Below are 13,244 nucleotides of genomic sequence, written 5' to 3'. Positions count from 1 at the left end.
CCTATTAAAATTTGGGTTGATACAGCAAATTTTATATATCCGACTTTTATCTATTTGAAAGATTGTATATTATGTTTCGTGTCTGATGAAAAATATTGATGAGAATTCAATGAAAACATACTTAAAAAACGATCGTTTATTGCGTCGCAAATATAAGCTATTTTTGGCTATCTAAAAATTTTTTGCGAAAAATTTCTATCCAAGTAATCAATGGGTTGCATTTTCATCTCAATGTAAAATTTTTGATTAAAATTAATATTAATAAACGATCGTTATTTGATTCTAATATAATATCAATTCTGTCGTTTTTTGTTCGATTACTTGCTAATGCAAGTTTTGATGAGTGTATGTTTTTACACGGGACAGTTTCCGCAGCATTACGACTGTTTAAGTGTGGTGCCCGGAACGCATGGAACTAATTAGAACCCGAATTAAGGGTTTGTGCGCGAAGCGTATTTAATCGTTTCATGAATATATTCGAAAAATGAGGTTCTAATCAGACCTTGTAAAATCAAGAACATTTCAATGGATGAAAGTCATGAATTGCACTGGTATGCGGCTTATGTTCGTGTAAACCAGGAATTAATTATAAAATCAAGATTAGATGAACTTGGGATAGAAAATTTTCTACCCATGAATGAACAGGTTCGGGATACTCCGGGTGGGAAAAAGAAAATACGGGTAGTTCTTATTCACGGGCTAATCTTTATTCGAGTAAGTCGTACAATGAGTTTTTCCCTAATTAATGATTATGCTTTGAATATCTGTTATATAAAAGATCGGGAAAATCGGCATTCTTTGATTATTCCTGATAAACAAATGGAAGATTTCATGTTTTTGTTGGATTTTTCCCCGGAATCTATTGAATTGGTGAATAAGAACTTGAAACATGGTGATCGAGTTCGAGTGATCAAAGGGCCCTTAACCGGGCTTGAAGGTGAATTACTTCGCATCAAAGGACATAAACGAGTGATTGTACGATTGGAAGGGGTTGTCTCTATCGCAACTTCTTATATTCCGGGATCTTTTTTGGAGAAAATTGTGTAGTTATGGACATGAATGTTTTTATTGATTTGTACAAGCGGGTGGGAAAGATTCGTGTGGACTCGTGTCCGCCTTCGGCTCTGTCCGGTTTATTACATGGATATTTGTCTGTTTGTTCAATTGTCCGGGTTTATCCTTGGTTGGAAGAAGAATATGGGACGTGGTGGGATAATTATTTGCGGATACAGGAGATTGCGAGAGAATTGAATAAGCTGGTGCAAGACGAGTCTTTGGACTTTGATGAACGTGTGGGATATGTGGTAGATTTGTTAGATGCTTACCAGACGATTGATGATATGCCATTTGTCGAGTTGGGTTTGGAGATTGCTTATACTTTATTGGCATCGGAAGAAGGGAAAACTGTAGTTATGCGTGGTGGAACTCCGAATATGTGTAGAATGTTGTGTTATTGTTTTTATTTTGCCGAGGATGAGGATAGTAAGAGTGTGGCAGGAAATATGATAAAAGGGTGGTTGGAAGAATATAAAACGGGTAAATGTTCTCGTAAAATCTGGCAAGCGATATCATTTTATGAGAATGTGGTGAATGATAATCAGGATTATTATCAACGGGGAGAACGGGGACAATTGATAACTTGTAATGTTCAAGTGGAGGATGAGATAATTAATTTGTATATAAATAAAGGACAAGAAGTTGATGTTTACTTGTTGACAAATGTTTTTCAATTGTTAGCTGGGAGGATGTTCGAGAATTATGATAAAGACGCTTTATTGCAATAGAATAAAAATGTTAGTTGATTTTTAAAGTTACTTCGATCTGTGAATAAATAGAAGATCTCTTAAGTTTATATATACGAGATGTAATTTACTTGTAAATAACTATAATATGTTTAAAAATAAAATATTGATGATTACTGGAGGGACTGGTTCTTTTGGTAATGCCGTTTTGAAACATTTCCTAAATTCTGATTTGAAAGAAATTCGTATTTTTTCTCGTGATGAAAAGAAACAGGAAGATATGCGAATTGAATTGAAGAATGACAGGTTAAATTTTATTATCGGTAATGTTCGGGATTTCGATAGTATAAATAATGCGATGAGAGGGGTGGATTACGTATTTCATGCAGCGGCATTAAAACAGGTCCCCTCTTGTGAGTTTTATCCCATGCAGGCTATATGTACAAATTTGTATGGTGCAGAAAACGTTTTGGAAGCGGCGGCAAGAAATAACGTGAAAAAGGTGGTCGTGTTAAGTACGGATAAAGCAGCCTATCCGATTAACGCGATGGGGATGACAAAGGCGTTAATGGAAAAATTGGCTGTTTCTAAAGCGCGTGATCAGCGAGTTCAAGATAACGAGGGTGTTATCTGTGCAACACGTTATGGTAATGTTATGTGTTCTAGAGGTTCAATAATACCTTTATTTATTAAACAGATAAAGGAAGGACTACCTATGACTGTGACTATCCCGGAAATGACTCGTTTTATGATGTCTTTGGATGATGCTGTGAATTTAGTTCTGTATGCTTTCGCACATGCGGAACCGGGAGATCTTTTTGTTCAAAAAGCTCCGGCTGCTACAATTGGTGATTTAGCAATAGCGGTACGGGAATTATTTCAGGCGGATAACGAGATAAAAATAATAGGGGCTCGCCATAGCGAGAAAATGTACGAGACGTTGTGTACAAAAGAGGAAATGTCCAAGGCAATAGAGTTAGATGGTTTTTATCGTGTTCCGGCAGATTTTCGAGATTTGAATTACACGAAATATGTCCAAAAGGACGGTCCTAAGTTAATTCATGACGAGTATAACTCGGAAAACACGCACCGGTTGTCTATCGAGGAGTTAAAACAACTATTATTAACTCTTGATTATGTGCGGGAGGAATTAAAAACTTATAGGAAATAATCATGATACCATTAGTTAAACCGTTTATCCCCGCTAGAGAAGTATTGATGGCAGAACTGGAAAAGATTCTTTATAGTGGTTATATAGCCGAAGGGGAAGCCGTGTATCAATTTGAAGATAAATTTCGAGAGTATATAGGAAATCCTTTGAGTTTAGCTTTACATTCCGGTACGGATGCACTTCATTTGGCTCTTATCCTAGCTGGAGTGAATTTTGGGGACGAGGTGATCAGTACCCCGATGACTGCGGAGCCGACGAATACTTCAATCGCGATGGTTGGAGGCAAAGTTGTTTGGGGAGATGTGGATCCTCGCAATGGATTACTTGATCCTTGCGACGTGGAAAAAATGATTTCCGAGAAAACGAAAGCGATTCTACTCGTTCATTATGCCGGGATGGTATGTGATATGAACGAGTTTTACCGTATTTCACAAAAATATAATATTCCCATTATTGAGGATGCGGCACACGCATTGGGGAGTAAATATAAGGGACAAATGACAGGTTGTAATTCTCCTTACACGATATTCTCTTTACAAGCAATCAAGCACATGACCACGGTGGATGGTGGTTTCCTGTGTTTACGAAATTCAGAGGAATTTGATCGGGCTAGAAAATTACGTTGGTTCGGGTTGGATAAAAAACATTCTCGTTTGGAGAATGATATTACGGAGGTCGGTTTCAAGTACAGCATGAATAACGTGAATGCAACAATCGGGAACGTGCAAATGATTTACCTGAGGAATGTAATGAATCGTTATATTGTTAATGGGAAATATTATGATCAAGAACTAGAGAAGGTGGATGGTGTTCAGCTGGTATGTTATTCTCCCGACACGGAAGCCTCTTACTGGTTGTACACGATGAAAGTAAAGGATCGAGAAAATTTTATTAAAATGATGGAAGCTAATGGAATCTCGGTTTCTCCTTTACATCATCGTAGTGATACGCATAGTATATTTCAAAAATCCAAAAGAAGTTTACCTAACATGGACAAATGGTACAAGGAATTTGTTCATATCCCTTGTGGATGGTGGGTCGGAGACGAAGAAAGAGAGAGAATCGTGGAAACAATAAAAAAAGGTTGGTAATGATACCACTTTATAAACCTTACATGCCAAAAGATTTGCCAGAATTGGAGACAATTCTTCATTCTGGAGCATTATCTTATGGGAAATGGGGAAAATTATTCGAGAATAAGTTACGGGATTTTATAGGAATAGAGAATCTGTTAACCACGAATAGTTACACTTCTGCAATTCAAGTGGCTCTAACTACATTGGGATTACATCCGGGAGATGAAGTGATAACCTCTCCAATGAGTTGTTTGGCTTCGAATCAACCTTTACAAACATTTGGACTGAAAATCGTGTGGGCAGATATTGTCCCGTTAACGGGAACCTTGAATCCGGATAGTGTGCGTCAGAAAATAACAGACAAAACTCGTTTGATTTTCCACAATCATTTTTGTGGTTATGTAGGGTATGTCGATGAAATTAATATGATTGGGAGAGAGTATGGTATTCCCGTGCTAGATGATTGCGTGGAGGCTTTTGGTAGTAAATATAAAGGGAATTATACTGGTAATTTGGGAACGGATGTGACTATTTTTTCTTTTCAAACAGTTCGTTTACCCAATACAATAGATGGAGGGGCGATTGTGTTTAAAGATTCAGACCTTTATAAGAAAGCGTTATTAACTCGTGATTTTGGAATTCGAAGAGATATTTTTCGAGATAGATATAACGAGATTTCATCCGAATGTGATATTTCTCTTCCTGGTTATGGGGCGACAATGAGCGATATGAATAGCTATATCGGTTGTTGTCAAATGAAAGATGTTGTGATGTTATTGAATAAACAACAGGTAAATGCGGAAGAGTGGGATGAGAATATAAAACGATTGTATCCGAAATTTTATAGGTTGAATCAAAAAGAAATAATAAGACCTAATTATTGGGTGTACGGTTTTTTGTGTGATTATAAAATTAAGGTGATTCTTGACTTCCGACAACGAGGTTATTACGCTTCAGGAGTACATTTAAATAATAACTGCTATTCTGTATTTGGAGATACAATGGAGCAACCGGGAGTGAATGATTTTATGAAAAAATTTGTGGCTATTCCCTGCGGATGGTGGTTTGATAAATCGAAAAATCATGCAATATAGAGAAATTTGGTTAAATGAAATAGCACAATTAATAGGAGTACCTTTTGTTGGAGAAGATATCGTAATAAATGGTCTGAATTTGTGTAATCGGAAAACTGTTTATTCTTCGGTTGTTTCATATATTACTTCAGAGAGTTTTATTGATACGGTCAAAAATAATAGTGCTATAAAAACTCTATTTTTGACAGAAGAATTAGCAAAGAGAGTAAGGGAAGATATTCCTCGTGATATTGCTTTGTTTATTGTAAATAATCCAGAAGAGGAATTTTATAAGTTACATGAAATATTATGTGTATATGGATTATACCAATATGAGGAGAATCCTCCTAAAGTAGGACACAATTGTAAAATACATCCATCGGTAGTATTAGAGAATAATGTGATTATTGGTGATAATGTGATTATTGGTCCTAATTCAGTAGTAAGAAGTCGTGCAATTATAGAGAATGATGTGAGAATAGGGTGTTGTTCTGTAATTGGGAGTGAAGGTTTTCAATGTATTCGTTTTATTAATGGTGATACACATGTGGCAACTCATGTAGGAGGAACACATCTTTGTGTGAACGTTTCTATTGGGGATAATGTAACAGTGGGGAATGCATTGTTTGAGGGAGAAACAATTATAGGTAAAAATACAAAAATAGATAATCATGTGTATGTTGCACATAATTTAGTAATAGGAGAAAATAATATTATTACAGCTTGTTGTTTGTTAATGGGATCTTCTGTTTTGGAGAATAATGTATGGTTAGCTCCTAATGCCGTTGTGATGAACAAAAAGGTAATTCATGATGGTGGTTTTGTCGGGTGTATGTCTCTTGTGACAAAGGATGTTTTACAAGGTTCGATAGTGGTGGGAATTCCGGCTAAAGAGTGGAAAAAGAGATTTTAATTATAGGGTAGTATATTTGTTATAATGTCTCAATCGTATAAGAATATCTTTAAAACAACATTCCTTCTTGGTTTTGTACAGATATTTAATATTCTAGTTAAAGTAATTACTAATAAAATTGTATCAGTTTTACTTGGAGCAGAGGGTATGGGAACAATAGGTATTTATAATAATACAATTGATCTTCTTAAATCTGGGGCGGGATTGGGTATTTCACAAAGTGCAGTAAGAGATATTTCTGCTGCAAATAGTAATGGTGATAAAGAATCTTTTTCTAGAATAATATCTGTGACTAAAAGAATAGTCATGTTCTCAGGCTTATTGGGTATAATAATAACTATCATTTTATCTCCATGGTTGAGTCGGTGGGTTATGGGAAGTAAAGGACATACGTTTGTTTTTATGTGTCTTGCTGTTGTTGTCGCAATAAAGATTGTAACAGATGGACAACTTGCTATTTTAATCGGTATGAGGCAATTGAAATACCTTGCCAAAGCGAATGTTTGGGGGGCCTTTATGGGGCTTGTTACAAGTGTTCCAATGTATTATATTTATGATTTACAAGGAATTGTACCATCTTTATTTATTTGTGCATTTATTCCTTTGTTATTTTCTAGTTTTTATGTAAAAAAAATCAATTATAACCGGATCGTATTATCTGTACATGAAATCTTAGGAAATGCTTCACCAATGATAAAAATGGGAATAGCATTGGTCTTTGCATCATTCCTATCTAATATAGTAGCTCTTGTTATATCAGCTTATATGAGGGCATATGGCGGTTTACAAGATGTTGGATTTTATAATGCTGGGATTATGATTTTAAATGGTTATTTTGGTGTTATAATTACAGCACTAACAACAGATTATTATCCTAGAATAGCATCAATTAGTGATAATAATATATTATTGCAAAATGAATTAAATAAACAAGCAACTGTTAGTTTAGTACTTTGTTGTCCGCTTGTTGTGTTATTTCTTTTTTTATTACCATTTTTTATTCGAGTATTGTATTCTGAAGAATTTTTTCTAACGGTAAATTTTATTCGAGTCGCAATTTGGGGTACATTGATAACTATTTGCTCCAATCAAGTCGATATGATACTAGTAGCTAAATTTAAAATGAGATTATTTACAATAATATCAATTGTTTATAGATTTTTGCAATTGGTAATAAGCCTTGTATTTTATAAGTATTATGGTATATTAGGAATGGGGGGAGCTATGACAATAATGGGTGTACTCCATTTCTCGATTATGACGATTAGTGTTTATCAGCTGTACAAGATTTGTTTTAATTGGCTGTTTATTAAGATCGCTTTAGTTGTTTTCGGTTTGGCTATTATAGCAACATTTGTTTGTATGTTTGATAATGTGATATTGAAATACATATTAGGAGGAGGATTGGTGATTGTTTCTTGTACTTTTTCTTTGTATATCTCGAAAAAACACTTTGAAATAGATTTATTGAAATATTTATATGATAAATTTTGAAAGATATGTTGGATAAGCCTCTTTTAAGTATTGTAATACCAACAAAGGATCGGTATGTTTATATAAAAGTATGTGTGCTAACTCTTCTTGAATTAAAAAAGAAATATGCTAATATTGAAATTGTAGTTCAAGATAATACAAAAGATAATACTGAGTTTTTAATGTTTTTGGAACAGGAAAAGTTAGATCAAATAATGTATTATCATACACGTGAAGTTCTTTCTGTTGTTGATAATTGTAATTTAGGTATTAGTCATGCTACGGGAGAATATGTTTGTATGATTGGTGATGATGATAGTGTTACAGATGCTATTGTAGATGTGGTTAATTGGATGAAAATAAATTCGATAGATTCATGTTTAGGGAATTTAGTTCGTTACAATTGGCCAGATTTGCAATATAAACATCATCGATTCCCAGATTTGACAATACCTCATAAAAAGTATTCAATGCTTACGATTGATCCTAAAAAAGAATTGCAAGGTTGTTTACAAGAAGGAGCATTTCAAATACGGAGATTACCTCGAGTGTACCATGGTGTAGTTGCTCGAACAATTCTTGAGAAAGTAAGAAGTCAAACAGGATGTTATTTTCCCGGTCCAAGTCCAGATATGGCAAATGCAGTAGCTTTATGTATGAATTTAGGTAAACATGTTGTTGTAAATATTCCAATTATTATTGATGGCTTTTGTTATAAAAGTACAGGTGGAATGGGAACTCGAGGTGCTCATATAGGTCAAATTGAAAATATGACACATCTGCCTAAGAAGACTGCAGTATTATGGGAATCTAAAATTGTAAAATACTGGACTGCTGAAACAATTTATGCTGAATCTACGCTGAAGGCATTAAGAGCATGTGGCATAAAAGCAGAGAAATATTTTTTAATGTTTAATTACATAGCTTCTTATGCTGCTTTTGTTTCATATAATCGCCATTTTTGGAAATTGATACTTCCTTATATTTCCTTAAAAAAAGATATGATTTCGTTGTTATATTATTGTTTGCGTATATTAAAAAAACGTGGACGTAATTATATATTGAATTTTTTTAAAACAAGAATGAGAATTACTAAAGATACAATTAGATATGATATAAAAAGTTTATCTGATGCTGTAGATTTTGTAAATCAATTCTATATAGCGAATAAGAGTAAGGCTTTAGGAAAATATGAGTAGAGAGTTTAGGATTAATAGTTTTAAATTATTCTCTCTTTTTTTTGCGCTATTTCCTTTGTTAGGAATTTATGCATCAGGAATTCAAGGAGTTTCTTTAGGAGATTTTTGTCTATTAATTACTGCAATCCTAATTATGACTCAGAAAGGTATATTATTTACTATACCTCAAATATATAAACCTTTATATCTATATGCTTGTTATGGATTTTTAATTACAATTGTATCAATAGGAATTTATTCGTGGTTAGATGTTTATAGCGTATTGTATGAATTAGCAGGAAAATGTCTATATTATATTTTGTTATTTCTATCTTTTCATTTTGTTCGGAGACACTTCTTTGATTATTATCTTTTACGAATATCAGATGTGGTTGTTTTATTCTTTTTTGTTCAATATGTTGGATCTTTGCTGGGGATTCATTTATCAGGAATAATTCCGTTATTACCTCTATCTAATGAAGTTGATACAACTTTTTTTATACAACATCAGTTGGAAAGTATTCGTTTTTCTTCTTTGTTTTGTGAACCATCTCACTATGCACAATTTCTTTGTATTCCAACAATTTTGCTTTTGTATCAAGAGAAGAAAGCAAAATTACGTATTTTAATGTATAGTATTTCTATGTTATTGAGTCAATCTGCTAATGGTTTTGCCATTGTTGTTATTATTGGTTTGTATTATTTTATATTTTATCTACGTAATATAGTTTCTTTGAAACGAAGAATTCTATTTATATTTTCATTTTTATTGGTGGGAGTGTGTTTGTTTATTTATTTAAATGAGGTTATCGGTAAAGTTTTAATTCGTTTTTCTGAAATTTCTTTTGAAGGATCTCCTGGAAGTATAAATGGAAATTCTAGCTTTATTCGAGTGTTAAGAGGATACATCCTTTTTGATGAATATGATTGGTTGCATAAGTTATTAGGCTATGGTTGGGGAAGTATCGGATGTTATGTGAAAATGCATCCGGAAACAGCTTATTTAGATGTAACGTCATCTTTGCCAACTTATGTGAATTCTCTGCAATATATGTTATTGTCAACAGGAGTTTTGGGTCTAATAATGATATTATTTACTTTCTACAAGATGTATTCTAAAAATACGGATACAGCTAAGAATATGTTACTTGTATTATTTATATTACTTTTTTCTTCTGATGTTTTTGGAGGGTATCTTGCTATGATAACATTTTATATTGCCTATACGGAAAAACGACAGATAGAATTTCGTTTAAAGAAAAATGTTTTAGGGTACATACTTGTTAATTGATGCGTGAGGGTTAATTAGGACATCAAATTATGTTTTAGATATTATCATAGGTATGATTAGTTTTATTATTCCATGTTTCAATGTGCAAGAAACAATAGAAGAAACCGTTGTTTCTATTACACGAGAAACTGATTTGTTTTGTGAGATTATATTGGTTAATGATGGTTCTTCAGATGCGACTTTAGAAGTTCTTCAGAAGATTTCATTTGGGCATTCTAATGTAAAGGTAGTGAATAAGACGAATGGAGGCGTTTCTTCTGCTCGTAATTTAGGTTTACATTTTGCTACTCAAGAATATGTCTGTTTTCTTGATGGGGATGATACTATGGATAATTCGTTTTTTGAAAAGGTAACAAGTTATTTGTACCAAAATAGGGATATTATCATGTATGGTTTTGATAAAGAAAATAAGGATTTGTCAAAAAGAAGTTATAAAGTTTATTACTCTAAAAATTACATATTAGATTATTTATTGGGGAAAATGTACATTCATATATCTTCTTTACTTTTGAAAAGAAGTATGTTATTACGTAATCATGTTGTTTTTGATGAGGATATATATTATTCTGAAGATAGAGAATTTATTGTAAAGTGTTTACGATGTTCAACGTCATTGGCAATTGTGCCTAATATCTTATTCCATTATAAATTTCGATCTACTTCTGCAATGAATGTAGCTAAATTTACAATGAAACGTATGACTTCAATAGTGGCAATGGAAAGAGTGTTGAATATGTTCGCTTCAAATTCTCTTGAAGCAAAGGCTGCACTACTTCAATTGCAATTAACAATAATATTAGTGCTAAAAAAGTATTTACATTTTGGACAAAAGGATAAAAATATTGAAAATGTTTTTGATAAATACTTTCAGTATTTGAATAAAATAAGTTTATTGAAAATGAATAAATACTCAATGTTTGTATTGTTGTTGATATTTGTTCGAAAATTTTCAGACAAACTATTCTTCTTTGTGCTAAAAAAATATAAGTAATGGATTTTTCTGTATGTACATCTGTTTATCGAAATGATAAACCAGAATATTTAGATTTGGCTTTAAAAAGTATTATTAATCAAACAGTTCCACCAAATGAGATTGTTCTGGTTATAGATGGGCCAATTTCAAGCAAGTTAGAGAAAATAATACAGGACGCTTTGGAACATTTTAAATTGAAAGTTATTCGTTTACAAGAAAATCAAGGTTTAGGCATTGCAATGAAAATAGGGGTCGAAGCTGCGTCATGTGAACTAATTGCACGTATGGATAGTGACGATATTGCTTTGTCTGATCGTTTTGAAAAACAAATAAATTGTTTTAAAGCAGATGAAAATTTGTCTATCGTAGGAGGTGCTATTACAGAATTTATTGACGAACCAACAAATATTGTTGCTAAGCGACAATGTCCTAAGTCGGATGAAGAAATAAAGAAATATATGAAATCTCGTTGTGGCTTAAATCATATGACAGTGATGTTTAAGAGGTCAGAAATATTGAAAGTTGGTAATTATCAAGATTGGTTTTGGAATGAAGATTATTATTTGTGGATTCGAATGATATTAGCTAATTGTAAATTTTACAATCTATCTGATGTGTTAGTCAATGTTCGAGTTGGGAAAGATATGTATGCTCGTCGGGCTGGCTGGAGATATTTTAAAAGTGAAATGGCCTTGCAAAAATATATGAGAAAAGAAAGGCTAATATCTTTATGGCATTTTGGATATAATGTTGGGATTCGTTTTGTTATTCAGTTGCTTATGCCTAATAATTTGAGAGGAATTATTTTTAGAAATTTCTTTAGAACCAAAATCCAGTAATCAGGTATTCTATTTTTTGAGGGATAATCAATATGAATTATAAAAATATAAATGAAAAGGAGTGTCAGCGTTTCGAATCACTTTTTCTAATGTATATTATTAAAGGTTTATGAATGGTAAAAAGTATAATGTCGGATATACGACTGGAGTGTTCGATATGTTTCATATTGGACATCTCAATATATTGCGGCGAGCTAAGGAACAATGTAGTAAATTGATTGTCGGCGTGAGTACGGATGAGTTGGTGCGATCGTACAAACAAAAGGTTCCAGTAATTCCTTTTGAAGAACGTTTTGCAATCGTTGCAGCCTGCCGTTATGTAGATGAAGTGGTTTCTCAAGAGGATCGAGACAAGATTGCAGCATTTCATCGCATAGGGTTTGATGTAATGTTTGTGGGTGATGATTGGAAAGGGAAACCGCTTTTTGTGGATGTGGAGAGATATCTCAACGAGCATGGAGTTGAAGTTGTGTATTTTCCGTACACACAAGGGACTTCATCTACTATTTTACGAGAAAAAATTTTGAGAGAGAGATGATTCCTTATAACAAAAGAAATATTTGTAAATTGTTTTTATGCATGCTATGGGTGTGAAAGGGGACATTTATAAATTATAAAAATATGAAAAATTTAATGTCTTCCCATGAAGATACATGGGGATTCTTGCGATTACAGAATTGTATTCTGAATATTGCGCAATATATTGATGAATTTTGTTCGAGGTATGGGATTTCTTATTACTTAATGGGAGGAAGTGCGTTAGGGGCTGTTAGACATAAGGGCTTTATACCTTGGGATGATGATTTGGATATCTTCATGCGTCCAAATGATTACAAACGTTTTAGAGAATTGTTCTCGAAAGAGGGTGATCATGAGATGTATTACTTGCAAGAATGGGGTAATCGTGTGGGGTTGGCGTCTTTCGCAAAACTGCGATTGAATTATTCGACATATATAGAACCTGATCTTGAAAAATATGATATTCATAAAGGAGTATATGTTGATATTTTTATTTTGCATACGTGTCCGGATAATGTGATTAGTCGATATAATCAATACTTCTGGGCGAAATATCTCGTGTTTAAAAGTTTGGCAACAAGAGGGTATAAACGTCGAGGGCGGGCAGTATGTATAATGTTGAAAATATTGAATTTATTTCCTAAACGTTTTCTAGTTGATTTCGCTTTGCAGCAAATTTATAAATATGAAAAACAGCCCTCGCAATATTTGTGTCATTTTCTTGGGCGAGCATGGATGAAAAATGCGTTATATTGTCGAGCATATTTTGAAAAGATGAGGCGCGTGAATTTTGAGCAAATACAGTTGTGTGTTCCAGGAGAAGTTGAAGCCTATTTGAGAGATCGTTGGGGAAATTTTATGCAAAGCCCGTCATTAGAAGAGATTAAGTATTATCAACATAGTTCTGAGTGGAGTGATATGTATCCCTTTAAGGGGTATCGCAAGAATGGTAAATATGCTGATGAAAAATATCTTATCACTTAATTGTTAGTTTTG

The 13,244-nt window shown here is 33.2% G+C and carries 13 protein-coding genes; all 13 read left to right on the top strand.

Features of this window, described 5'->3' with window-relative positions:
- Nucleotides 1-525 precede the first annotated feature (525 nt).
- The 13 genes from F1644_RS07190 to F1644_RS07130 all read left to right on the top strand — a co-directional run bounded on the left by F1644_RS07190 (nt 526) and on the right by F1644_RS07130 (nt 13,232).
- Entirely contained in the window at nt 526-1,047 is a 522-nt protein-coding gene (locus F1644_RS07190) for a UpxY family transcription antiterminator (RefSeq protein ID WP_118305573.1), read from the top strand.
- Between the two features lie 2 nt (nt 1,048-1,049).
- Nucleotides 1,050-1,784 carry a hypothetical protein gene (locus F1644_RS07185; RefSeq protein ID WP_118305572.1) on the top strand — a complete coding sequence of 245 codons (735 nt, stop codon included), beginning with the start codon at nt 1,050-1,052 and terminating at the stop codon, nt 1,782-1,784.
- A 106-nt stretch (nt 1,785-1,890) separates the two neighbouring features.
- Nucleotides 1,891-2,913: a polysaccharide biosynthesis protein gene (locus F1644_RS07180; protein ID WP_118305571.1), complete on the top strand. Its 1,023-nt coding sequence runs from the start codon at nt 1,891-1,893 to the stop codon at nt 2,911-2,913.
- Nucleotides 2,914-2,915: 2 nt separating this feature from the next.
- Complete coding sequence (locus F1644_RS07175) at nt 2,916-4,004, top strand: DegT/DnrJ/EryC1/StrS family aminotransferase (RefSeq protein WP_118305570.1); 1,089 nt, start codon at nt 2,916-2,918, stop codon at nt 4,002-4,004.
- Nucleotides 4,004-5,083: a DegT/DnrJ/EryC1/StrS family aminotransferase gene (locus F1644_RS07170; protein ID WP_118305569.1), complete on the top strand. Its 1,080-nt coding sequence runs from the start codon at nt 4,004-4,006 to the stop codon at nt 5,081-5,083. Before F1644_RS07175 ends, F1644_RS07170 begins: the two co-directional genes overlap by 1 nt.
- The gene (locus F1644_RS07165; protein ID WP_118305568.1) at nt 5,073-5,975 is read left to right on the top strand and encodes an LbetaH domain-containing protein; all 903 of its coding nucleotides are present in this window, start codon (nt 5,073-5,075) and stop codon (nt 5,973-5,975) included. Before F1644_RS07170 ends, F1644_RS07165 begins: the two co-directional genes overlap by 11 nt.
- Before the next feature lie 24 nt (nt 5,976-5,999).
- Nucleotides 6,000-7,469, top strand: coding sequence for an oligosaccharide flippase family protein (locus tag F1644_RS07160; RefSeq protein ID WP_118305567.1), 1,470 nt, complete (start codon nt 6,000-6,002; stop codon nt 7,467-7,469).
- A 5-nt stretch (nt 7,470-7,474) separates the two neighbouring features.
- Nucleotides 7,475-8,647, top strand: coding sequence for a glycosyltransferase family 2 protein (locus F1644_RS07155; RefSeq protein WP_118305566.1), 1,173 nt, complete (start codon nt 7,475-7,477; stop codon nt 8,645-8,647).
- Nucleotides 8,640-9,917, top strand: a complete 1,278-nt coding sequence (locus F1644_RS07150; protein WP_118305565.1) for a hypothetical protein — start codon at nt 8,640-8,642, stop codon at nt 9,915-9,917. The genes F1644_RS07155 and F1644_RS07150 overlap by 8 nt, the downstream gene beginning before the upstream one ends.
- A 52-nt stretch (nt 9,918-9,969) precedes the next feature.
- The gene (locus F1644_RS07145) at nt 9,970-10,908 is read left to right on the top strand and encodes a glycosyltransferase family 2 protein (RefSeq protein ID WP_118305564.1); all 939 of its coding nucleotides are present in this window, start codon (nt 9,970-9,972) and stop codon (nt 10,906-10,908) included.
- Nucleotides 10,908-11,729 (top strand): glycosyltransferase, encoded by an 822-nt coding sequence (locus tag F1644_RS07140; protein WP_118305563.1) that lies wholly within the window; start codon nt 10,908-10,910, stop codon nt 11,727-11,729. The genes F1644_RS07145 and F1644_RS07140 overlap by 1 nt, the downstream gene beginning before the upstream one ends.
- A 109-nt stretch (nt 11,730-11,838) precedes the next feature.
- A complete protein-coding gene (locus F1644_RS07135; protein WP_118305562.1) occupies nt 11,839-12,267 on the top strand; it encodes an adenylyltransferase/cytidyltransferase family protein in 429 nt (142 codons plus the stop codon).
- 83 nt (nt 12,268-12,350) lie between these two features.
- Nucleotides 12,351-13,232 (top strand): LicD family protein, encoded by an 882-nt coding sequence (locus F1644_RS07130; RefSeq protein WP_118305561.1) that lies wholly within the window; start codon nt 12,351-12,353, stop codon nt 13,230-13,232.
- The last annotated feature ends 12 nt before the right edge of the window (nt 13,233-13,244 follow it).

It is taken from the genome of Butyricimonas paravirosa (assembly GCF_032878955.1).
Classification (GTDB): Bacteria; Bacteroidota; Bacteroidia; order Bacteroidales; family Marinifilaceae; genus Butyricimonas; species Butyricimonas paravirosa.
This window is presented reverse-complemented; position numbering and strand designations above follow the sequence as displayed.

What these genes read in the sequence shown, in the direction of transcription:
- F1644_RS07175 (WP_118305570.1), top strand. Translation starts at nt 2,916, where the DNA reads ATGATACCATTAGTTAAACCGTTTATCCCCGCTAGAGAAGTATTGATG.
- F1644_RS07135 (WP_118305562.1), top strand. Translation starts at nt 11,839, where the DNA reads ATGAATGGTAAAAAGTATAATGTCGGATATACGACTGGAGTGTTCGAT.
- F1644_RS07155 (WP_118305566.1), top strand. Translation starts at nt 7,475, where the DNA reads ATGTTGGATAAGCCTCTTTTAAGTATTGTAATACCAACAAAGGATCGG.
- F1644_RS07165 (WP_118305568.1), top strand. Translation starts at nt 5,073, where the DNA reads ATGCAATATAGAGAAATTTGGTTAAATGAAATAGCACAATTAATAGGA.
- F1644_RS07170 (WP_118305569.1), top strand. Translation starts at nt 4,004, where the DNA reads ATGATACCACTTTATAAACCTTACATGCCAAAAGATTTGCCAGAATTG.
- F1644_RS07160 (WP_118305567.1), top strand. Translation starts at nt 6,000, where the DNA reads ATGTCTCAATCGTATAAGAATATCTTTAAAACAACATTCCTTCTTGGT.
- F1644_RS07140 (WP_118305563.1), top strand. Translation starts at nt 10,908, where the DNA reads ATGGATTTTTCTGTATGTACATCTGTTTATCGAAATGATAAACCAGAA.
- F1644_RS07145 (WP_118305564.1), top strand. Translation starts at nt 9,970, where the DNA reads ATGATTAGTTTTATTATTCCATGTTTCAATGTGCAAGAAACAATAGAA.
- F1644_RS07150 (WP_118305565.1), top strand. Translation starts at nt 8,640, where the DNA reads ATGAGTAGAGAGTTTAGGATTAATAGTTTTAAATTATTCTCTCTTTTT.
- F1644_RS07130 (WP_118305561.1), top strand. Translation starts at nt 12,351, where the DNA reads ATGAAAAATTTAATGTCTTCCCATGAAGATACATGGGGATTCTTGCGA.
- F1644_RS07185 (WP_118305572.1), top strand. Translation starts at nt 1,050, where the DNA reads ATGGACATGAATGTTTTTATTGATTTGTACAAGCGGGTGGGAAAGATT.
- F1644_RS07180 (WP_118305571.1), top strand. Translation starts at nt 1,891, where the DNA reads ATGTTTAAAAATAAAATATTGATGATTACTGGAGGGACTGGTTCTTTT.
- F1644_RS07190 (WP_118305573.1), top strand. Translation starts at nt 526, where the DNA reads ATGGATGAAAGTCATGAATTGCACTGGTATGCGGCTTATGTTCGTGTA.